This window comes from Nocardia sp. CA-135953, from assembly GCF_050955735.1.
In the GTDB taxonomy this organism is placed as follows: Bacteria; Actinomycetota; Actinomycetes; order Mycobacteriales; family Mycobacteriaceae; genus Nocardia.
The window spans coordinates 7,192,045-7,212,674 of the sequence record NZ_CP192082.1 but is presented as its reverse complement, the minus strand read 5'-3'; the positions used below and the strand labels follow the sequence as shown (position 1 = coordinate 7,212,674).

20 protein-coding genes are annotated in these 20,630 nt (G+C 65.0%); 10 read left to right on the top strand and 10 right to left on the bottom strand.

What is annotated here, in order from left to right:
- Positions 1-28 precede the first annotated feature (28 nt).
- Positions 29-1,909, bottom strand: a complete 1,881-nt coding sequence (locus ACQPXH_RS32760) for an ABC transporter ATP-binding protein (RefSeq protein ID WP_433600251.1) — start codon at positions 1,907-1,909, stop codon at positions 29-31.
- Positions 1,910-2,192: 283 nt separating this feature from the next.
- On the opposite strand from ACQPXH_RS32760, the gene ACQPXH_RS32755 reads away from it, so the two are divergent.
- Together ACQPXH_RS32755 and ACQPXH_RS32750 are read left to right on the top strand one after the other, a co-directional pair.
- A complete protein-coding gene (locus ACQPXH_RS32755) occupies positions 2,193-4,955 on the top strand; it encodes an FAD-binding and (Fe-S)-binding domain-containing protein (RefSeq protein ID WP_433603668.1) in 2,763 nt (920 codons plus the stop codon).
- Positions 4,956-5,266: 311 nt separating this feature from the next.
- Positions 5,267-6,214, top strand: coding sequence for a DNA-3-methyladenine glycosylase family protein (locus ACQPXH_RS32750; RefSeq protein ID WP_433600250.1), 948 nt, complete (start codon positions 5,267-5,269; stop codon positions 6,212-6,214).
- Between the two features lie 152 nt (positions 6,215-6,366).
- Here the strand turns inward: ACQPXH_RS32750 and ACQPXH_RS32745 are convergent, their stop codons facing one another.
- Both ACQPXH_RS32745 and ACQPXH_RS32740 read right to left on the bottom strand, forming a co-directional pair.
- Entirely contained in the window at positions 6,367-6,552 is a 186-nt protein-coding gene (locus tag ACQPXH_RS32745; RefSeq protein WP_433600249.1) for a hypothetical protein, read from the bottom strand.
- Positions 6,553-6,572: 20 nt separating this feature from the next.
- Positions 6,573-6,863: a hypothetical protein gene (locus ACQPXH_RS32740; RefSeq protein WP_307678042.1), complete on the bottom strand. Its 291-nt coding sequence runs from the start codon at positions 6,861-6,863 to the stop codon at positions 6,573-6,575.
- Positions 6,864-7,389: 526 nt separating this feature from the next.
- Here ACQPXH_RS32740 and ACQPXH_RS32735 point away from each other — a divergent pair.
- From ACQPXH_RS32735 to ACQPXH_RS32720, 4 genes are all read left to right on the top strand, one after another.
- On the top strand, positions 7,390-8,319 hold the full coding sequence (locus tag ACQPXH_RS32735; RefSeq protein ID WP_433600248.1) for a helix-turn-helix domain-containing protein: 930 nt from the start codon (positions 7,390-7,392) through the stop codon (positions 8,317-8,319).
- The gene (locus tag ACQPXH_RS32730; protein ID WP_063042541.1) at positions 8,316-8,513 is read left to right on the top strand and encodes a DUF397 domain-containing protein; all 198 of its coding nucleotides are present in this window, start codon (positions 8,316-8,318) and stop codon (positions 8,511-8,513) included. The genes ACQPXH_RS32735 and ACQPXH_RS32730 overlap by 4 nt, the downstream gene beginning before the upstream one ends.
- Positions 8,514-8,525: 12 nt before the next feature.
- Positions 8,526-8,753: a DUF397 domain-containing protein gene (locus ACQPXH_RS32725; protein ID WP_433600247.1), complete on the top strand. Its 228-nt coding sequence runs from the start codon at positions 8,526-8,528 to the stop codon at positions 8,751-8,753.
- A gap of 128 nt (positions 8,754-8,881) precedes the next feature.
- A complete protein-coding gene (locus ACQPXH_RS32720; RefSeq protein WP_433600246.1) occupies positions 8,882-9,112 on the top strand; it encodes a hypothetical protein in 231 nt (76 codons plus the stop codon).
- Positions 9,113-9,168: 56 nt separating this feature from the next.
- On the opposite strand, the gene ACQPXH_RS32715 is transcribed toward ACQPXH_RS32720, so the two are convergent.
- The 6 genes from ACQPXH_RS32715 to ACQPXH_RS32690 form a co-directional block, all read right to left on the bottom strand.
- Positions 9,169-9,915, bottom strand: a complete 747-nt coding sequence (locus ACQPXH_RS32715; RefSeq protein WP_063042544.1) for a succinate dehydrogenase/fumarate reductase iron-sulfur subunit — start codon at positions 9,913-9,915, stop codon at positions 9,169-9,171.
- A gap of 2 nt (positions 9,916-9,917) precedes the next feature.
- Positions 9,918-11,858 (bottom strand): fumarate reductase/succinate dehydrogenase flavoprotein subunit, encoded by a 1,941-nt coding sequence (locus tag ACQPXH_RS32710; RefSeq protein WP_433600245.1) that lies wholly within the window; start codon positions 11,856-11,858, stop codon positions 9,918-9,920.
- Between the two features lie 30 nt (positions 11,859-11,888).
- Positions 11,889-12,719, bottom strand: coding sequence for a hypothetical protein (locus ACQPXH_RS32705; RefSeq protein ID WP_387286958.1), 831 nt, complete (start codon positions 12,717-12,719; stop codon positions 11,889-11,891).
- 271 nt (positions 12,720-12,990) lie between these two features.
- On the bottom strand, positions 12,991-13,278 hold the full coding sequence (locus ACQPXH_RS32700) for a hypothetical protein (RefSeq protein ID WP_433600244.1): 288 nt from the start codon (positions 13,276-13,278) through the stop codon (positions 12,991-12,993).
- 234 nt (positions 13,279-13,512) lie between these two features.
- On the bottom strand, positions 13,513-14,511 hold the full coding sequence (locus tag ACQPXH_RS32695) for an alpha/beta fold hydrolase (RefSeq protein ID WP_433600243.1): 999 nt from the start codon (positions 14,509-14,511) through the stop codon (positions 13,513-13,515).
- Between the two features lie 409 nt (positions 14,512-14,920).
- A complete protein-coding gene (locus tag ACQPXH_RS32690; RefSeq protein ID WP_433600242.1) occupies positions 14,921-16,876 on the bottom strand; it encodes an acyl-CoA dehydrogenase family protein in 1,956 nt (651 codons plus the stop codon).
- A gap of 455 nt (positions 16,877-17,331) precedes the next feature.
- On the opposite strand from ACQPXH_RS32690, the gene ACQPXH_RS32685 reads away from it, so the two are divergent.
- Complete coding sequence (locus ACQPXH_RS32685; RefSeq protein WP_433600241.1) at positions 17,332-17,706, top strand: peptidoglycan-binding domain-containing protein; 375 nt, start codon at positions 17,332-17,334, stop codon at positions 17,704-17,706.
- On the opposite strand, the gene ACQPXH_RS32680 is transcribed toward ACQPXH_RS32685, so the two are convergent.
- Positions 17,599-18,780, bottom strand: coding sequence for an AAA family ATPase (locus ACQPXH_RS32680; protein ID WP_433600240.1), 1,182 nt, complete (start codon positions 18,778-18,780; stop codon positions 17,599-17,601). The genes ACQPXH_RS32685 and ACQPXH_RS32680 overlap by 108 nt on opposite strands.
- Before the next feature lie 93 nt (positions 18,781-18,873).
- On the opposite strand from ACQPXH_RS32680, the gene ACQPXH_RS32675 reads away from it, so the two are divergent.
- From ACQPXH_RS32675 to ACQPXH_RS32665, 3 genes are all read left to right on the top strand, one after another.
- Complete coding sequence (locus ACQPXH_RS32675; RefSeq protein ID WP_433600239.1) at positions 18,874-19,155, top strand: hypothetical protein; 282 nt, start codon at positions 18,874-18,876, stop codon at positions 19,153-19,155.
- Positions 19,156-19,616: 461 nt separating this feature from the next.
- Positions 19,617-20,219 carry a C40 family peptidase gene (locus tag ACQPXH_RS32670; protein ID WP_433603667.1) on the top strand — a complete coding sequence of 201 codons (603 nt, stop codon included), beginning with the start codon at positions 19,617-19,619 and terminating at the stop codon, positions 20,217-20,219.
- A 2-nt stretch (positions 20,220-20,221) separates the two neighbouring features.
- Positions 20,222-20,629, top strand: a complete 408-nt coding sequence (locus ACQPXH_RS32665; protein ID WP_433600238.1) for an RNA-binding S4 domain-containing protein — start codon at positions 20,222-20,224, stop codon at positions 20,627-20,629.
- Position 20,630: the final 1 nt, after the last annotated feature.

Genomic DNA, 20,630 nt, shown 5'->3' with positions numbered 1-20,630 from the left:
GCCCGGTTCGAGCCGGGCTTCGGTGCGCTCAGGCCGCGACTTCGACCGGCTCGTCCGCGAACTGCGTGCGGTACAGCTCCGCGTAGCGTCCATCGGCGGCCAGCAATTGGGTATGCGTGCCGCGTTCCACGATTCGGCCGTCCTCGAGCACCAGGATCTGGTCGGCGGCCCGAATGGTGGCGAGGCGATGTGCGATGACCAGTGCGGTTCGACCGTCCAGCGCTTCGGAAAGCGCCTCTTGGACAGCGGCTTCCGAGGTCGAGTCCAATGAGGCGGTCGCCTCGTCCAGGATCACCACGCGTGGTTGTTTGAGCAGTAGCCGGGCAATGGTCAGTCGCTGGCGTTCACCGCCGGAGAGACGGTAGCCGCGTTCGCCGACGACGGTATCCAGACCGTCCTGCAGTGACGTGACCAGCTCACGCAGCCGAGCCCGCTGCAACGCTTCCCACAGCTCGGCCTCGGTGGCCTCGGGTCGGGCCAGCAGCAGATTGGCGCGGATGGTGTCGTGGAACAGGTGGCCGTCCTGGGTGACCAGGCCGACGGTGTCCCGGATCGAGGTCGTGGTCAGCTCGCGCACATCGGTGCCGTTCAGCCGCACCGCACCGCCGTCCACGTCGTAGAGCCGGGAAACGAGCTGGGCCACAGTGGATTTCCCGGCACCGGAGGAACCGACCAGAGCGATGAGCTGACCGGGCTCGGCCCGCAGCGAAACATTGTGCAGCACCTCGACCCCGCCGCGGGTATCCAGTGTCGCGACATCCTCGAGCGAGGCGAGCGACACCTTGTCGGCCGACGGGTAGCCGAAGGTGACATTGTCCAGTTCCACCGCGACCGGACCTGCGGGCACAGCAACGGCATCCGGTGCGTCCTCGATCAGCGGTTTCAGATCCAGCACCTCGAAGACCCGCTCGAAGCTCACCAGCGCGGACATGATCTCCATCCGAGCACTGGCCAGTGCGGTGAGCGGTGTATAGAGGCGGGTCAGCAGCAGCGAAAGCGATACCACCGCACCGGCATCCAGTTGGCCGCGCAGCGCGTACCACCCGCCGAGTCCGTAGACCAGAGCCAGAGCCAGTGCCGAAACCAGAGTGAGCGAGGTGACGAAAACCGTCTGCAGCATCGCCGTGCGCACCCCGATATCGCGCACCCGCCGCGCGCGGAGTGCGAATTCGTCCGACTCCTGCTGCGGCCGTCCGAACAGCTTCACCAGCGTCGCGCCGGGTGCGGAGAACCGTTCGGTCATCTGGGTGCTCATCGCCGCATTGAGGCCCGCGGCTTCGCGCTGCAATCCGGCCAGCCGATTGCCCATCCGCCGGACCGGAACCACGAATACCGGCAGCAGCACGAGCGCGAGCAGCGTGATCTGCCAGGAGATGCGGACCATGACGGCGAGGGTGAGCACGAGGGTGACCAGATTCGTGACGACACCGGAGAGCGTGTCGCTGAACGCGCGCTGCGCGCCGATCACATCGCTGTTCAAACGGCTGACCAGCGCGCCGGTGCGGGTCCGGGTGAAGAACGCGACCGGCATCTGCTGCACATGATCGAAAACGGCCGTGCGCAGATCCAGGATCAGCCCCTCACCGATCCGCGAGGACAGCCAGCGAATGATCACCCCGAGTGCGGCATCGACCACCGCGAGCCCGCCGATCAGGACGGCGAGGGTGACCACTAGGCGCGGCGCGGCGCCGCCGACGATGTGGTCGACCACCCGGCCGGCCAGCACCGGCGTCGCCACCGCGAGCAGCGCGGACACCACGCTGAACAGCAGGAACGCACCGATCCGGCGGCGGTGCGGCCGCGCGAACCGCAGAATGCGCTGCGCGGTCGCGAGCCGGAACGGCCGCTGCTCCTGCGGCGCGTTCGCCCGCCGATACATCTGGCTCCAGGCCACCGATTCGATACTCACCGTGCTGCTCCCTCTCGCTCCCCACCCATCGAATACCTGGCCACCGACACTAAGACCTCAACATAGGTTGAGTGCAAGCCGATTCCGCAAGGATTCCGCGCACAGCGAAACCACCGCACCTTTTCCTTGGCTCCCGCCCACATGGTGCGGATCCGGCAATGGTATCCGGATCAGGACATGAGTACCGATTCGAAGCGGAGTACGGATCCAGACAAAGGGTCCGGATATGGCGCGGGTGGTCGGGGATGTGCGTGCATAGGCTGGTGGGGTGAGCGAGGACCAGATGTCGCATGCGTTGCGTCGCAGGATCGCGGGTGAGGTCGACGCGTCCTTGCGTCGGCGCGCCGAGTACTCCTCCGATGCGTCGAACTATCGGGTACTTCCAGCCGCGGTTGTCTTTCCGCGCGAGGCCGAGGATGTGGCGCGCACGCTCGAATTCGCCAGGGGTAATGGGCTGACGGTTACCGCGCGGGGTGCGGGGACTTCGGTGGCGGGCAATGCTGTCGGGCACGGGATCGTGGTGGACTTCAGTCGATATATGAACGGCATCGGTGAGCTGGATCCGCAACGGCGCATCGCACGCGTCCAACCCGGGGTCGTCCTTGCCGAATTGCAGCGAAAGGCCGGCGTGCACGGACTGCGGTTCGGGCCCGATCCGTCGACGCAGAATCGGTGCACGCTGGGCGGGATGATCGGCAACAATGCGTGCGGACCGCATGCGGTGGCATGGGGGCGCACCTCGGACAATGTGCGTGAACTGCGCATTCTCGACGGGACGGGAGCCGAGCGCACGCTGGCCGCCGACCCGTCCGTAATTCCCGGCCTGCCCGAATTCACCAGGGCCGGTCTCGCGGTGATCCGCACCGAACTCGGCCGATTCGATCGGCAGGCATCGGGCTACGGCCTTGAACATCTACTGCCGGAACGTGGTTCGGCGGTCGCGAAGTCATTCGTCGGCACCGAGGGGACCTGCGGGTTGCTGCTCGAGGCAACGGTGGATCTGGTCCCGCTGCCGCGTGCCACCGTACTCACGGTGCTCGGCTATCCCGATATCGCGACGGCCGCAGACGATGTCGCGGCGGTCATGGCCTGCGGCCCGATCGCGGTCGAGGGCATCGATGCGCGACTCGTCGATATCGTGCGCGTACACCGCGGGGCCACCAGCGGTGTACCGGACCTGCCGCGCGGTAGCGGCTGGCTGTTCGTCGAGTCCGCCGGTGATACTCCCGCCGAGGCATATGCCGCGGCCGAGCAGCTCGGCCGAACCGTCGGTGCGCTGGACTCCACGATTGTCACCGATCCTGGTGCCGCCGCGGCACTTTGGCGCATTCGAGCCGAAGGTGCGGGCCTGGCCGGTCGCACTCCGGCAGGTCATCCGGCCTGGCCGGGCTGGGAGGATGCGGCCGTCCCACCGCAGCACCTCGGTGCGTATCTGCGCGATTTCGCCACGCTGACAAAGGACCACGGCGTGGATGGACTGCTCTACGGTCACGTCGGCGACGGCTGCATTCACGTCCGTCTCGATCTGCCGATTGCCGATGCGCCGCAACGCTTTCGGAACTTCGTACAGGATGCCGCCGAGCTGGTGGTCCGCTACGGTGGCTCGCTCTCCGGCGAGCACGGCGATGGCCGCGCCCGCTCGGAATTGCTCTCGATCATGTACTCCCAGGACGCGCTCGACGCATTCGCCGGGTACAAGGCACTTTTCGATCCGGATGATGTGTTGAACCCGGGCGTCCTGGTTGCGCCGCGCCCCATCGATGCCGACCTGCGGCTGGTCGAAGTGCGGCCGATCGGAGCGGGCGGTTTCGCATTTCCGCACGACAACGGCGATATCTCCACGGCCGTGCATCGCTGCGTCGGAATCGGTAAATGCCGCGCCGACACCCGCGCGACCGGTGGTTTCATGTGCCCGTCGTATCTGGCCACCGCCGACGAGAAGGACAGCACCCGCGGCCGGGCACGGGTCCTGCAGGAGGTGGTGCGTGGAGCACTGCCCTGGTCGTCCGAGGCGGTCGCCGAATCGCTCGATCTGTGTCTGTCCTGCAAGGCATGTCGCTCCGACTGCCCGGCCGGGGTCGATATGGCGACCTACAAATCCGAGGCGCTCTACCGCCGCTACCGGCACCGCCCGCGTCCCATCGATCATTACTCTCTGGGATGGCTACCGCGCTGGCTCGGTGTCGCGGGCCGTATGCCGCGAGCGGCGAACGCACTGGCCGAAATCGGCTGGCTGCGCCGGATCGCCTTGCGCGCGGGCGGAATTGATCCGCGACGTGCGGTACCACGACTCGCCGACCGCGGTTTCCGCAGGAGCCGGCACGACCGTGCGGATTCGGATGTGGCACCCGAAGTGCTGCTGTGGATCGATACCTTCACCGATGCCTTCGACCCCGAAATAGCACAGGCCGCAGTACAACTGATCGAATCCCTCGGCTACCGAGTCCGGATACCGGGACGGCGCGTGTGCTGCGGGCTCACTTGGATCAGCACCGGTCAACTCGACGGCGCTCGCGCCCGGCTGCGCGCGACACTGACCGAACTGGATGAGCATGTGCGCGGCGGTGGCCTGGTCGTCGGCCTAGAGCCGTCCTGTACCGCGGTCCTGCGCTCGGACCTGCCGGAACTGCTACCGGACGATCCGCGCGCGGCCGCTACCGCCGCCGCCGTGCGCTCACTCGCCGAATTCCTTGCCGAACAGCCGAACTGGCGGCCGCCACCCCGACCTGGACAGTCGGTGGTCGTCCAACCACATTGCCATCACCATGCCGTAATCGGCTTCGACAAGGATCGCCAACTATTAGCCAGAATGCAGTTGAATGTGACCGAAGTCACCGGCTGCTGCGGTCTTGCGGGAAACTTCGGAATGCAATCAGACCATTACGACATTTCGGTCGCCGTCGCCGAGAATGGCTTGCTCCCGGCGTTACGGAATGCCGACGAAGATGCGATCTTCATAGCCGACGGGTTCTCGTGCCGAACCCAGGCCATGCAGCTGAGCGGCCGCCGAGGCCTGCACCTCGTGCAATTCCTGCTCGGCGAATGAGCCTCAGCTGCCGAACGGCAGCGTGCCCGACGGAATCTGGTAGCCCGAGCTGCCCGCGGAAACCGCACCCCAGGCATTGAGCAACCAGTTGAGCGCGTTGGTGATCATTTCGTACCTCCGTAATGGCGACTGCCAGCTGTTTGCCGAACGCATCAATATCGCCACACCAATTCTTGGCGTTACAAAATGGCTGGCACCGGTGATTATGTCGAATCCGCATGGCAAATCGCACATTCGGGCCGAAAATTGTGAGCCGGGCGACATTCCGGGCCCGCGCGCCCGCCGCCCACCTACCGGGGCACAATGGGGCGGTGCGCAATCAGACGGCCGCGCCGGACCTGAACCCGACCGGCCTGACCAGGACGATCACGACCGAGCGGCCGATCGATCTCGCGCCCACCCTCGCGCCACTGTCTCGCGGCAGCGGCGACCCCTGCCACCAGGTCACCCATGACGGCGCGCACTGGCACGCCTCCCGAATGCCGACCGGCCCCGTCACCTATCGCCTGACCCAAGCCGATCGCCGAACTGTCGATGCCCGCGCCTGGGGTCCGGGCGCGGCCGAATTCCTCGACGGACTCGATCACATGCTGTGCCTCGACGAGGACGTCTCCGACTTCGCCCCCGATCATCCGAAGATCGTCGATGCGCACCGCCGCTTTCCCGGATTGCGCATGCTGCGCACCGGCCTGGTCTTCGAGGCCTTGGTACCCGCCGTGCTCGAACAGAAGGTGCACACCGTCTCCGCCCGCGCATCATGGCGAAAGTTGGTGCGACAGTTCGGCTCTCCAGCACCTGGCCCAGCACCCGCCGGACTGCTGCTGCCACCCGACGCCGATACCTGGCGCACTATCCCGTCCTGGACCTGGCACCGCGCCAATGTCGGGCCGCAGCGCGCGCAGACGATCGTGCGCGCGGCCCGGGTGGCCGATGCGCTGGAGCGGGCGGCGGCCGAAAGTCCGGCCGAAGCCGCCCGCCGCCTGCGCACAGTGCCCGGTATCGGGGTGTGGACCGCCGCCGAGATCGGGCAGCGCGCCTTCGGTGACGCGGATGCCCTCTCGGTCGGCGACTACCACCTTGCGGCCATCGTCGGCTGGACCCTGCTCGGTGAACCCATCGACGACGACGCGATGGTCGAATATCTGGAACCGCTACGGCCACATCGCTATCGGGCCGTCCGCCTGCTGGAGATCAGCGGTTACGCGCACAAGCCGAAGTTCGGCCCGCGCACCCCGCTCACCGATCACACCTGGCACTGAGCGGATCCGCCGGACAACTCGTTTCGGCAGGCCGTATTTCGTCTGCGCGACAGCGTGCCGTCGATGTGCCAGGGACTCGGCAGTCACCCAGCGCAGCACCCGAATGCACTCGGCAAGCACCTCCGGTACGCCCGGTGGCTCGGCAGCGGGCCTCATAACGGCAGGGCGCGCTCGTCCAGCACACATTTGCCCGCCTCGACCAGCGTGGTCCGCGCCGCACGGCGGACCCGGCACCGGTCGACGGTGCAGTCGATATGCAACTGCATTGCGGCGTGGGCTTGTTCGGTTGTGAGCACACCAGGGTCGTTTCCGCAGGCCAATAGGGATGCGACGGGCATGTGCAGGTTCGTGAGCTGCATCAGGCGACCTCCGCCCGGCGGCGCACCGCGCGGACTTGTCGGGTGTATCGGGAGATCGGTCCCTGATCCCACGGTGCCTGTCGAACCGCCATCCCCAGCGCCTCGAGGACGGTCAGGCCGACCTCGTCCGCGAGATCGCCGACCGCGGCGAACAGCGATGGCACCACCTCAGCAACCTTCAGCGCGGCAACCGCCTGGTCGCAGGTCAGCGTGCGTCCGGGCAAATAGGAAACCACCCAGCTCTCCTGCCCGACGCTGCGGGCACGATGCGGGGTCAAATCGCTGGTCATCAAGGACGACGCTATGACACTTACAGCCATGACTCCTCGTTCCTACGTGCGATTCCGGCGACGTTCGCGGCACGCCCGGAGGCGGTCGCTTGCGTGACCACGGAGGGTGCCGCGAGCGTCGCCATCGAATACTGTGCGCGCCCGGAGGTTTCACAGGGGGAGGGGAAAGACGCCTGTTCCGCTCCGGGCACACTCTCAGCACACCATCGCGGCAGGTCGCGAAGAGTGTCCTTGATGGATATCCAAAGATTTGAGGCGAATTCCCAGCACAAAACCCAGCAGGGAAGGGAGGATTCTCCATAGTGGACGAAAGAGCCCTCTGCCCAAGCGAAGTGCCGGGGAACCGAGCTTGTGGGATCGCCCGGAGCAACCGTTGGGTATGCATCCGAACGCGCGGCGTGAGGGAGTGTAGCGAGCGAACCATGTCACAGGGCGCATCGCGTGAGCGACGGGCCCGGAGGCGGCAGCCTGCGTAACCACGGAGGGACCCGAGAACGTCGCAGTTGAATACAGAACGGAGCGTGCTGTGTCAGCGAATTCGGCAAGAGCGTCGGAAACCCCGGACCGGCTATCCCCTGAGAATGCCGCCTCCACTCTACCCAGACGCCAGCTGGGCCGGTATCTCCGGGACTGGCGCACCCAGTCGGGTCTCACCATCGCGGAGGCATCCAGGCTGATGGAGTGGGGTGCAAGCACGTTGCAGCGCTTGGAAAAAGGCCAGGCCGACCGCATCCGAACGATCGATATCCAAGAACTGTGTCGTATCTACGGCATACCGGACGAATTGTCCGATGGTCTCAAGGGGCTGGCTCAGCAAGCCGCCGTCAAGAGTTGGTGGCATGCCTACGGCGATCTCATCCCCGAAAACTTCGACGTCTATGTCGGTTTGGAGGCATCGGCACAAAAACTCACCTCCTACCAATCCGAAATCGTACTGGGCCTACTTCAGATTGCCGACTACGCCAGGGCGCTCAATCGTCTCGGCTACCCGGATGATTCGGACGCGGAGATCGAGCGCCGGGTCCAATTGCGTATGCAGCGACAGGCTTTGATCACCCGTAAGATCGCACCGGCGACGGTGAACGTGATCCTGCACGAGTCGGTTTTGCATCGGGTGGTCGGTGGCGCCAAAGTGATGGCGGCACAGCTACGTCATCTTGCCGATATCAGCACCCAACCCAATATCTCCCTGCGTATTCTGCCGTTCGCGGCCGGTGTTCCGCTCGGAGTGTCCACCGGACCGTTCACAGTTCTCGAATTCGGTATCGATAGCAAAGGCCAGCCGATCGAGCCGCCGGTGGTGTACGCCGAGGGCTTCACGGGGGATCTCTACCTCGAAAGACATGCCGATGTACGGCGGTACCATCGTGCGCACGAGTGCCTCCAGCGCTGCGCGCTGGATATTCAACCCAGTAGACATCTGCTCCGGCAGATAGCGAAGGAGTATGTGGCATGAGTATGGATTTGGTTGGCGCGCAATGGTTCAAGAGCACCCGCAGCGGTGCGGGCAAGGACTGCGTCGAGGTCGCTTTTCTCGCGGGCGGCCGGATCGGCGTACGCGACAGCAAGAATTCCGGTGGACCTGCCCTCGTCTTCGGCACGGGCGCATGGCACGCTTTCACCGCAGGTGTTGCGGGCGGCGAGTTCTGAGGAGTTGCGGGCGTGAGCATCAATGAGGGCGCGAAAGTAGATTTGACCGGTGCGGTCTGGCGTAAAGCCGGCGAGGGCGCGGGCAAGGACAGCGTCGAGGTGGCGCTATTGGATGCCGGGCATGTCGCGCTGCGTGACGGTAAGGACCCGGACGGGCCGGTCCTGGTCTTCACCCCCGGTGAGTGGGCCGCTTTCACAGCGGGTGTGCACGATGGTGAGTTCGACCGGCCCTCGTCCTAGAGTGAGCGACCCGGCGGGTTGTTGTGCCCGCCGGGTTCGGTCACGTGACGGCAGACCGGGTCCCCCGTATTGATCAGATCCGCTCGGGAAGATCACGAAATAGCGCAGATTCGACAACGAAACCGCGTTTGCCCAGGGTCATTACGGGTAGCCCACTTCTTGTGGACCGTGGGCTCAAGAGTTCCCATCCCCGGTACAAGAAACTGCGGCCGGGCGATTGGGTGGAATGGCTGATCGTGGCACTGCTTTTCGCGGTGTCCGCAGTCGGCGTGTTCGTCCTGACCGGCTCGTTCCTCTCGGCACTCTTCGTCGGAGTGCTCGTGTGGGTCGTCGCCGTCGGGGTTGTCGCGTTGTTATAAGGGTGCGCCGACCGGCCGGGTATTCCTACCCCGGCCGGTGGTCCAGTATCGGTTGATCAGCGCCGGAAAAGCTTGTTGCCCAACCAGACCAGCGGATCGTACTTCTTGTCCGCCACCCGCTCCTTCATCGGAATCAGGGCATTGTCGGTGATCTTGATGTGCTCGGGGCAGACCTCGGTACAGCATTTGGTGATATTGCAGAGCCCGAGCCCCTGCTCTTCCTGAGCCAGATCGCGACGGTCGGCCACATCGAGCGGATGCATCTCCAATTCGGCGATCCGCATCAGGAAGCGCGGACCGGCGAACGACTCCTTGTTCTCCTCGTGGTCGCGGACCACGTGACAGGTGTTCTGGCACAGGAAACATTCGATGCACTTGCGGAACTCCTGCGAGCGCTCCACATCGACCTGCTGCATCCGGTAGTCGCCCGGCTTCAGGTCATCCGGCGGCGTGAAAGACGGTATCTCCCTTGCCTTCTGGTAGTTGAACGACACATCGGTCACCAGATCGCGGATCACCGGGAAGGTGCGCATCGGCGTGACGGTGATCAGCTCGTCCGGCTGGAAGGTCGACATCCGGGTCATGCACAGCAGCCGTGGCCGGCCGTTCACCTCGGCCGAACACGAACCGCATTTGCCCGCTTTACAATTCCACCGCACCGCGAGATCCGGGGCCTGGGTGGCCTGCAGCCGGTGGATGATGTCGAGCACCACCTCGCCCTCGTTCACCAGGACGGTGAAGTCGTGCAGTTCCCCGCCGTCGATATCACCGCGCCACACGCGGAATTTGGCGTCGTAACCCATTCTTACGCCTCGCCTTCCGTGGCTGAAACCGAACCCGCCGGATGGGAGGCGAGATCGGCTGAGTTGTAATACTTTTCGAGCTCACCCAGATCGAAGAGCGCGAGCAGATCGTCGCGCATCGGGATCTGGTCCTCCGGGGTGACCCGCACGCCGGGCACCGGTCCGTCCGCATCGGCGGCATCGATCGCGCACACCAGCAGCTTGTTGCGCCACTCCGGATCCATGGCGGGGAAGTCGTCGCGGGTGTGTCCGCCCCGACTCTCGGTGCGCAATAGCGCAGCCTGCGCGACACATTCGCTGATCAGCAGCATATTGCGCAGGTCGAGGGCGAGATGCCAGCCTGGGTTGAACTGCCGGTGCCCCTCGACGGTCACACTGTTGAAGCGGGTCCGTAATTCGGCGAGGCGCTCGATGGCCTGCTGCAGCTCGTGCTCCTTGCGGATGATGCCGACCAGATCGTTCATGGCCTGCTGCAGATCGGTGTGCAGGGTGTACGGGTTCTCCCCGGTCCCTTCGGCGGGCGGATCGAACGGCGCCACAGCGGCTTTCGCGGCCGCGTCGATATCGGCATCGGCCACTGCGGGGCGCTCGGACAGTTGCTCGACGTAGGTCGCCGCGCCGAGTCCGGCCCGCCGACCGAATACCAGTAGATCGGACAGCGAATTGCCGCCGAGCCGGTTCGAGCCGTGCATTCCACCGGAACACTCACCAGCGGCGAACAAACCGGGCACGGTCGCCGCGCCGGTATCCGGATCGACCTCGATTCCGCCCATCACGTAGTGGCACGTCGGGCCGACCTCCATCGGCTCCTTCGTAATGTCCACGTCCGCAAGCTCTTTGAACTGATGGTGCATCGAGGGCAGCCGCCGCCGGATCTCCTCGGCGGGCAGCCGCGAGGCGATATCCAGGTACACGCCACCGTGTTCGGTGCCGCGTCCCGCCTTCACCTCCGAGTTGATGGCGCGGGCCACTTCGTCGCGCGGCAGCAGATCCGGTGTGCGGCGCGCGGAGTCGTTATCGCGCAACCACTGATCGGCCTCTTCCTCGGTCTCGGCATACTGCCCCTTGAAGACCGGCGGAATGTACTCGAACATGAACCGCGTGCCCTCGATGTTCTTCAGCACCCCACCGTCACCGCGCACACCCTCGGTGACCAGAATGCCCTTCACACTGGGCGGCCAGACCATGCCGGTCGGATGGAACTGCAGGAACTCCATATTGATCAGCGTCGCGCCGGCCCGCAGGGCCAGCGCGTGGCCGTCACCGGTGTACTCCCACGAGTTCGAGGTGACCTTGTAGGACTTGCCGATGCCGCCCGTCGCGACCACCACGGCGGGCGCCTCGAACAGCACGAACCGGCCGGACTCGCGCCAGTACCCGAACGCACCGGCGATCCGATCGCCGTCCTTGAGCAATTCGGTGATGGTGCATTCGGCGAAAACCTTGATGCGCGACTCGTAGTCGCCCGTTTCCGCGAAATCCTCCTGCTGCAGCGAAACGATCTTCTGCTGCATGGTCCGGATGATCTCGAGGCCGGTGCGGTCGCCGACGTGCGCCAGGCGCGGGTAGGTGTGGCCACCGAAGTTGCGCTGGCTGATCCGGCCGTCGGCGGTCCGATCGAACAGCGCCCCATAGCTTTCCAGTTCCCACACCCGGTCGGGCGCCTCCTGGGCGTGCAGTTCGGCCATGCGCCAGTTGTTGAGGAACTTGCCTCCGCGCATGGTGTCCTTGAAATGGACTTGCCAGTTGTCCTTTTCATTGGCATTGCCCATCGAGGCGGCGCATCCGCCCTCGGCCATCACGGTGTGCGCCTTGCCGAACAACGACTTGCACACCACCGCGACGGAGAGACCGTGTTCGCGTGCTTCGATCACCGCGCGCAGTCCGGCGCCCCCGGCACCGATGACGACGACGTCGTAGTTGTGCCGTTCCACTTCTGGCATGGCCGCGAAACTCCTGGTTTGTGAGGGCGGTTAGTTGATGAACCGCAGATCCGAAATCGTGTCGCTGGCAACCAACATCACGTAGAAGTCGGTCAGCACGAGCGTGCCGAGGGTGGTCCAGGCCAGCGCCATGTGCCGGGTATTGAGCTTGGAGACCTGGGTCCAGAACCAGTACCGCACCGGGTGGGCGGAGAAGTGCTTGAGCTTGCCGCCCATGATGTGCCTGCAGGAATGGCACGACAGCGTGTAGGCCCACAGCAGCACCACATTGCCGACCAGGACGATATTGCCGAGACCGAAGCCGAAACCGCCGGTCCTGCCGTGGAACGCGGTGATCGCGTCATAGGTGTTGATCAGCGAAACGAGCACGGCCACATAGAAGAAGTAGCGGTGCACGTTCTGGATGATCAGCGGCAGTTTGGTCTCGCCGGTGTACTTGGCGTGCGGTTCGGCGACCGCGCACGCGGGCGGGGAGAACCACACCGCGCGGTAGTAGGCCTTGCGGTAGTAGTAGCAGGTGAGCCGGAACCCGAGCAGGAACGGCAGCACCAGGAAGCCAAGCGGCAGGATGGCCGGGATGTGGCCGAACCATGCGCCGAAATGGCTGGAGCCCTCGACGCAGTCGCTGCTCACGCACGGTGAGTAGAACGGGGTCAGGTAGTGGTACTCCGGAACCCAATATGCCGTTCGCACATACGATCTGATTGTCGCGTAGGTGACGAAAGCGGCTAGTCCGACGGCGGTTACCAGCGGTGGTACCCACCACCGGTCGGTACGCAGGGTGCGCGTGGAGATGGCGGCCCTGGTCTTGCTGAAGACGCCGGTGCCCGTTTCCGGGGCGGCGGTCGGTGCGGCACTCACAGGTGGATGCCTCGCTGATCTGCTGTGCGGATGGTCCGCGCGACCTCCGCAATCGAATGTGATGCTGAGCACCATACGACACCCCAGCTATGGCTCGAGCGGGGTCCTGGCAAAGCCGACCCGCCTGGGGGGCCGTGATTTCTGCCACATTCGATCGAGGTTTGGTCGCCGCACCGGGTGGTGAACCCGTTACGCCGCGCAGATCAGAGCGGTATTGCGAGCAGATACGGTCGCGGGCCCGCTCGGCGTCGAGCCGGGTCCGCGAACCGGATTACTTTGTGCGCGGGCGGGAATGGAAGCCGAGGCCCTCGTCCTGTGCGCCCATCCACGCGGCTTCGTCGGATTTGCTGTCCGGTACGTAGATGGTCTCTTGCGGACGGCGCGTGATCTCCTGCGGCGGCGACTGCTCGAGTTCGTCGGCATCGATGACGAGCCGCTCGAGGTCATTTTCCAGTCGTCGGACCGAATTGGCGTCGCCGTAGTGGGAGCGCAGTGCGCCGATGGATTGCCGGAGCTGGCCGACCGTGTAGCGCAGTTCCGCTATATCGCTGCGTGTCATCGCGATACCTCCTGTGTTCCTTGGCGGACAGACGAACTCGATGGGTAGCGAGGGGTTCCATGGTCTGCCTGGGAACGCGCTCTACCGAGTCGTGTGACTCACCACACAACGTGATCTTTAACACAGTACGTGAGGAATTGGATTCTGGCTCGTGGTGCCCACAATTTCAGTGGTTCGCCCTCATGTTGCCAAGGGTTGGCTGCCGGCCTGTCGTACGTTCCGACGAACGGTTCGTCAGCTGGCGGTCGCGTACTCGGGGCCGTTACCGTGCATGGCGGTGATGGCCCGGTCGACCAGCGCGACGATGGACAACGCCACCTCCTCGGCCCGCTCCAGATGCACGCTGTGCCCCGCGCCATCGAGCCGGACCAGCTCCGAGCCCGCCAGTTGCGAGGCGAGTACCACCGAATGTGCGAAGGGCACGACGATGTCGGCAGAACCGGCCAGCACCAGCGCCGGAATGCCGCCGAGGTGGTGCAGCGCTGCGGTCTCGTCGAAGGTCATCAGCGAGGCAAGGAAGCTCGACATGGTGAGCAGCGGGGTTTCGTTCATCATCGCCGCGGCCACCGCGACCATGCGCGGATTCGTCCGCTTGGTGCCCATATTCGCCTCGCGGGCGATCGGCTCGAAGATCCGGCGGGAAAGTCGCTTCGAGGCCTGCATGAGTCGGGGCGCTCGCAGCACCGCGAGCTGCAACGAATTCACCGCGCGTCGGTTCAGGAAACGGCCGAGCCCGACCTCGGTGATGCCATTCGCCGCACCTGCGATGAGGCCGACGCCGACCACCCGGGTGCCGATGGTCGCCGGGAACAGCCGAGCGTAGGCGAGGGTGACCATCGCGCCCATCGAATGTCCGATGAGGATGATCGGGCCGGTCGGCACGACCGACCGCAGGACCGCGTCGAGGTCGCGGCCGAGTTGCTCGATGGTGTAGGTCGAGGGATGGGCAACGCCGGATTCGCCGTGTCCGCGGTGGTCGTAAAAGACCATCCGCACATCCGAACCGCTGTACTTACCCGCCCCGCCGGCTGCCATCCCCAATTGCCGCAACAGTTGATCGCGCAGGAATGACCAGGACTCGGCCCGCAGGCAGTGACCGTGCGCGAAGACGACGGTCAGTTGCGCGTCGTCGGCGCCGAAGGTTCGGACCGCGATCGGGGTGCCGTCGTCGGCCGATACCGTCATCCGGTGGCCGTCGTAGTCGGCGGCGCCGCGGGCAGTCGTCGTGGACATGACGATTCTCCTGTGTCTGGTAGGACACCCGGTTCGGAGCGTTCTTGCCCGGTTGTCGGGCGGAATTCCCGCCCTGTTAGCGCGCCATACCGTCCGTTATGTACGCGTTGTCCAACTGACGCCGCTGATCGACCTGGCCAGGGCGCACAAGCCCGTGGATCGGTAAATCTATGAATGGATAGGTCAGGCGCTAGATTCCGGTAGACGTCCATGATCGACCCGCGGCATCGCCGTCTATCGGGTAGTCGATCGGATCTCCTAGAGTCCGCTAGAAATTGTTATGGGACCGTAACCATACGTGGAGTATCGGGAATATGTCTATATCTAGAAATTTTCCGATAGACGTGAATACTCATCACGCGACGAGCCGTCACCCATGCCTGGGTGACGGCTTGCCGCGGTTGCGCGTCTAGGTGCCTGCGTGGCTTCGGGTCGACGGTAGGAAAGGCCGCAGCAGGTTGGTCTCGGTCGACGGACCCACCTGCCATTCGGCGATCCACGGTCCGGTGCCCTCGCTCGGATCGAAGATGCCATCCTCGAGCCACTCGTAGCGGCCGTCGAGGATGTGGCGGGTCAGCGTGCGATCGTCGTCATCGGTGTTGTCCCACAGCGCGTCGAACAACTTCTTGACCCGGATCCGCGACTGCCTGCTGAAGGTATCGGCCAATTCCTCGGCGGCCTTGGCCTCCGGCGCGCCCGCGGTCCGCAGTGCCTGCGCGCGCACGCAGGCGGCCGAGATCGCGAACAACTCCGCGGCGATATCGACGATGCGACCGAGGAAGTTCTGCCGGTATTCCAGCCCGGCCTGCCAGCGCGCCATCGCGTACATCAGCGATCTGGCCTGCTTGCGAGCACTGCGCTCGACGAAGCGCAAATGCCTTGCCAGCGAGCCGAATTCGGCATAGGTCGCGGGCACGGTGCCCGCGCCGACGGCCAGTTGCGGGAACCACTTGGCATAGAAACCACCCGCGCCGACCGCGGCCTTGGCCTTGTCCTTGAACTCCGCATTCCGGTCGACCAGCGCACCAGCCGCGGCCATATGGGCATCGGCCATCTCCCTGGCGACCAGCAGTCGCATGATTTCGCTCGACCCCTCGAAGATGCGGTTGATCCGCAGATCGCGGACCAACTGTTCGGCCCCGACCGCGCGCTCACCGCGGGCCCGCAGTGACGCCGCCGTCTCGTAGCCCCGCCCACCCCGGATCTGCACGAGTTCGTCGGCGATCTGGCAGCTCATTTCGCTGGCCCAGAGCTTGGCCAGGGCCGCTTCGATGCGGATATCGTTGCGGGCCTCGTCGCACATGGTGGCCGAAAGGTCTAACGCGGCCTCTAGTGCGTAAGTGGTGGCCGCGATGAAGGAGATCTTCTCCCCGACCGCCGCGTGCTCGCCGACCGGTCGACCCCACTGCACCCGCTGCGTGCACCACTGCCTAGCGATCTTCAGTGACCACTTCGATGCGGCCGTACACAGCGCCGGAATGGCGAGGCGGCCCGCATTCAGCGTGGTCAGCGCGATCTTCAGGCCATCGCCCTCGCGCCCGACCAGATTGCGTACGGGTACCCGGACGTTGTGCAGCCGCGTGACACCGTTCTCGATGCCGCGCAGGCCCATGAACGAATTGCGCCGCTCCACTGTGACACCGGGCGAATCGGCCTCCACGATGAAGGCCGAGATGCCGCCGCGGTGGCCCTCGCTCTTGGGGATTCGGGCCATGACCACCAGCAGTTCGGCGACCACGCCATTGGTGGTCCACAGCTTCACGCCGTTGATCTCATAGGCCTCGCCGTCCGCGGTCGGGGTCGCGGTGCTTGCCATGCGGGCCGGATCGGAGCCGACATCGGGTTCGGTGAGCAGAAACGCGCTGACCGCGCCCGCCGCGCAGCGGGGCAGGAATTCGGCCTTCTGCTCCGGGGTGCCCGCCAGCTTCAGCGGTTCGGGCACGCCGATCGACTGGTGTGCCGAAAGCAGGACGCCGAGGCTGGGGTGCGCGGACCCGACCAGCATCAGGGCCCGGTTGTAGCCCACCTGGGAAAGGCCCTGGCCGCCGTACTCCTCCGGGATCTTCAGGCCGAAGCAGCCGAGTTCGGCCAGACCCTTGACGTACTCGTCCGGAATCTTGGACTCCGCCTCGATGACGCTGCCGTCGAGCGATTCGCAGAACGGCCGCAGCCGAGCCAGATAGGCCTCGGTGCGCGCGGCATCCTCGTCGCTGGGCTGGGGATAGGGGTGGATCAGATCGAGCCGGAATCGTCCCAGAAACATCTCCTTGGCGAACGATGGTTTGGCCCAACTGGTTTCGCGGGACTCCTCGACCAGTGCGCGGGCCTGTTCTTCGGTGGCGTCGACTTTCGCGGTTGTCGCCATGATGTCCTCCTCGGACGTGATCAGGATCACATAAGAGTGTAGGAGGGTTTGTTACCGGTCGGTAGACGTTGAGGTAGAGCGTTATCTATCAATCTCTAATGATCTTGGTAGACGGGTGGATGTGGCCATAGCGATTGCTTGCAGATCGCTCGAAAGGATCAGCTGATCCTTGCCGTGTACCAGGTGCCGGAGTTGCCTTGACACCAAGCTTCGGATGTGGAGTAGGGGCTGAAACGCGCCAGAAAACGTGGTCCGAATTGTGGGGATGTCCTTGCGGCCCGGGCAGGTATTCACAGGGTATTCGATCGTGCGGCCCCTTGGTTCCGGCGGAATGGGGCGGTCTATCTGGCCGATGATCCGGCCCTGCCGAAGCAGGTGGCACTCGAGGTATTAGCCAAGAATCTCGGGGCTAATCAGGGCATTAGCGCAGCATTTTCCGGCGTGAGGCCGATCTGGTGTGCTGCCTGGATCACCCGAATGTCGTTTCGGTCTACAACCTCACCTACAGCCATGGCAACGGTCAGGTTGATGTCGACGGTAAGTTCGGCCCGAAGACCAAGGCCGCGGAGCGGAACTTTCAACGAGCCGTCGGCATTTACGACGGAGTGGTCAGTCCCGCCACCTTGCGGTCGCTGCAGAATGCCTGCACGACACGGGGAAGTCGGTGGAGGGGAATTGCGACTACCGATACCCGCTTCCGCTGCCGCTCTGACTCTTTCCGGCTACACGCTGCGCAGATAGCGACCGAAGTGCGGCACCGTGAACCCGATGGTGCCGCGCTCGGCCGAATAGATCAGTCCCTTCTTGATCAAACCGTCGCGGGCCGGTGACAGCGAGGCGGGTTTGCGGCCGAGCTCATTGGCCACCGCCGCGGTCGACACCGGACCGTCGTCGCCCGCCAAATCGGCCATAGCGCGCATATATTCGCGTTCGGCCGGGGTGGCGCGCTCGTATCGGGAACCGAAGAATCCGACGGCAAGTTCCTCTTCGGCGCTCGGTGCCGCCACCTCGACATCCTCGGCGGTGATCGGGCTCTCGGGCGCCTGATCCCAAGCGGCTTTGCCATAGGCCTGCACGAAGTACGGATAGCCATCCGCCCTCTGGTACAGCGCATCCAGCGCTTCCTCGGTGAACTTCACCTCTTCGCGCTCGGCCGGTGCGATGAGAGCTTGATCCGCCGATTCGCGGTCCAGCCGGTCGATGCGGTGGTAGCTGAACAGTCGCTCGGAGTAGCTCTTCGAAGCGGACAGCACCGCGGGTAGATGCGGCAGCCCGGCACCCACCACGATCAAAGGTGCGGTGTCCTGGCTCAATTCGTGACAGGCGCCGCAGATCGCGGAGATATCGGCAGGGCCGAGATCCTGCATTTCGTCGATGAAGACCGCGATGCCGACATTGATATCGCTGGCCAGCGCGGCCGCCTCCTTGAGCAGTTCGATCAGGTCGATCTCGATATCGCCGGAGTCGGCGCGACCGGTGACCGCGGGCACGTCGATTCCGGGCTGCCAGCGCTCCCGCATGCCCTTATCGGCGGTGGAGCGCAGCGCGAAAGCCTTGAGTATGCCGAGGAAGTCGTCGACGCGCTCCTGGTTGCGGTGTGCCATGGCGATCGCACGGACGGCCATATGCAGTGCCGACGACAGCGGGCGGCGCAGTTCCTGATCCGGGCGGGCCTCGATTTTGCCTGTGCCCCAACCGCGTGAGCCCGCGGCGGAGCGAAGTTGGTTGAGCAGCACGGTCTTTCCGACACCGCGCAATCCGGTGAGCATGACACTGCGCTCCGGTCGACCACGCGCGATCCGCTCCAGCACAACGTCGAAGGCATCGAGTTGCTTATCGCGCCCAGCCAATTCGGGTGGGCGCTGTCCGGCTCCGGGAGCATACGGATTCCGCACGGGGTCCATGCCCAGACAGCGTAGCGCGTTTCGTCAGCCGAATCTGGCCATATATAAGGCGTGTCCTAGATATTGCTAGCAAACTGTCGCATGCTGAGGGGCATGCCCACGGAACCACTCCCCACCCTTGCCGAGTTGGTCGAGTCCTGGAAAGTTCCCGCCGAAGCCCCTGTGGCAGGCCACATCCGGTCCAACATTCTGGAGGCGATCGAAGGCGGCCTCGACGATCCGCAACTCGTCGCGGATATCGCGGTGGGTCCGCTGGTGGTGGCGCTCGGTCGGCTGGAGGTCGGTCTGGCCGATGCGCGGCGGCGGATCGATGAACTGGAGCGGGCGCTCGATCAGCGCAGTGCCGGATCTGGCAGTGCCGGATCTGACGGGTAGCAATCGGTGGCTCGCGAATCCGGTGGACGCAGTGTCACTTCCGATCGGAACGTCGGTTCGATAACACGCGGTGCGTCGCCGATACCGTGTCGTGACCATCTGGGCGTGTCGCAATTGCACCGCTCGTCCTGGGGTTTTTCGATCATCCACGAAGACGCTGGTCTGTGCGCTGGACAACACCGCGTCCTGGCCGTAATCTCTTCGTGACCCAGTGGAGTCTGTCGGTTCGGAAGAGAAACGGCGCCACTGAGTTACCGCCAAAACGGCTGTCGGGGCCACCAATTCCGACTGCCGTACCGGGACCCAGAGATTCAACTGGGAGTTGGGGCCGTTCTGCCGGTCCGAACCGACAGCTGACCCGGTCGGTGGGAGAGCAGAAAGATCGGAGACTCGGCTCGGTGGGTAAACACAGCTTGCAGCGGGAATCGCGGCTACCGAATTCCGTCAAGGGTGCGCTCGTCATGGGCGCGGTCGCCGCATCTACTGGTGCGATGCCCGCGATCCCCGCGATGGCAGCCACCATCAACATCCCGGGAATCGGCGATTTCGACGTTCCGGTTCCGCAGGAATTCGACCAGCAGGCCCAGGATCTGGGTAAGCAGCTCACCCAGGCACTCGCCTCGATGCCCGCCGCGCCCGCCCCGGAGGCCGTTGCCCCGCAGGCCGCGCCGTCGCTCCCCGGCTTGTTCGCCCCGGCCATGCCGCAGATGTTCCACAACACCGCCAGTGACATCGCGCTGGACGCCGCCAAGACCAAGGTCGGCGCGCAGTACTCCTGGGGTGCCTCCGGACCGTTCAGCTTCGATTGCTCGGGTCTGGTCCAGTGGGCCTACAAGCAGGCCGGAATCGAACTGCCGCGCACCAGCTTCGAACAGTCGCACGTCGGCGCTCCGGTCGCCTTCGAGGACCTGCAGCCCGGCGATATCGTGGTGACCAACGGTGGCGGCCACGTCGGCCTGTACGCGGGCGACGGCAAGCTGCTCAATGCGGTCCAGTCCGGTCAGCCCGTGTCCTACACCCCCCTGCGCCCCGACATGGTTGTGACGGCACGCCGTATGGTCTAAGGGTGGCATCCGCCCAACCGACTACCAAGAACACCGCCCCGAACCAGGCCCGCGTGGACTCCTGGACGTGGGCGGTGCGTCTTTTCAAGACCAGGTCCGCGGCTGCGGAAGCCTGCCGCGGCGGCCACGTCCGGGTGAATGGTGTTGCTGCCAAACCGGCCCAACCGGTTCACCCCGGTGACGAGGTCCGTGTCCGAGCCGGTGGAATCGAACGCATTGTCATCGTGGAGCGCGTCATTACCAAGCGCGTCGGCCCTCCGATCGCCGCACAGTGCTTGATCGACCGCAGCCCCCCGCCGCCGCCTCGGGAGATTCTCGTGGCCCTGCCCCGCCGCGACCGCGGCTCCGGTCGACCTACCAAGCGGGAACGTCGTGAGACGGACCGTCTACTCGGCCGCACCGATAACTGAG

Bases quoted from the DNA above. Each gene is read 5' to 3' on its own strand.
- ACQPXH_RS32755 (WP_433603668.1), top strand. From the start codon at position 2,193: ATGTCGCATGCGTTGCGTCGCAGGATCGCGGGTGAGGTCGACGCGTCC.
- ACQPXH_RS32745 (WP_433600249.1), bottom strand. From the start codon at position 6,552: ATGCCCGTCGCATCCCTATTGGCCTGCGGAAACGACCCTGGTGTGCTC.
- ACQPXH_RS32740 (WP_307678042.1), bottom strand. From the start codon at position 6,863: ATGACCAGCGATTTGACCCCGCATCGTGCCCGCAGCGTCGGGCAGGAG.
- ACQPXH_RS32730 (WP_063042541.1), top strand. From the start codon at position 8,316: ATGAGTATGGATTTGGTTGGCGCGCAATGGTTCAAGAGCACCCGCAGC.
- ACQPXH_RS32715 (WP_063042544.1), bottom strand. From the start codon at position 9,915: ATGGGTTACGACGCCAAATTCCGCGTGTGGCGCGGTGATATCGACGGC.
- ACQPXH_RS32710 (WP_433600245.1), bottom strand. From the start codon at position 11,858: ATGCCAGAAGTGGAACGGCACAACTACGACGTCGTCGTCATCGGTGCC.
- ACQPXH_RS32700 (WP_433600244.1), bottom strand. From the start codon at position 13,278: ATGACACGCAGCGATATAGCGGAACTGCGCTACACGGTCGGCCAGCTC.
- ACQPXH_RS32695 (WP_433600243.1), bottom strand. From the start codon at position 14,511: ATGTCCACGACGACTGCCCGCGGCGCCGCCGACTACGACGGCCACCGG.
- ACQPXH_RS32690 (WP_433600242.1), bottom strand. From the start codon at position 16,876: ATGGCGACAACCGCGAAAGTCGACGCCACCGAAGAACAGGCCCGCGCA.
- ACQPXH_RS32680 (WP_433600240.1), bottom strand. From the start codon at position 18,780: ATGGACCCCGTGCGGAATCCGTATGCTCCCGGAGCCGGACAGCGCCCA.
- ACQPXH_RS32675 (WP_433600239.1), top strand. From the start codon at position 18,874: ATGCCCACGGAACCACTCCCCACCCTTGCCGAGTTGGTCGAGTCCTGG.
- ACQPXH_RS32670 (WP_433603667.1), top strand. From the start codon at position 19,617: ATGGGCGCGGTCGCCGCATCTACTGGTGCGATGCCCGCGATCCCCGCG.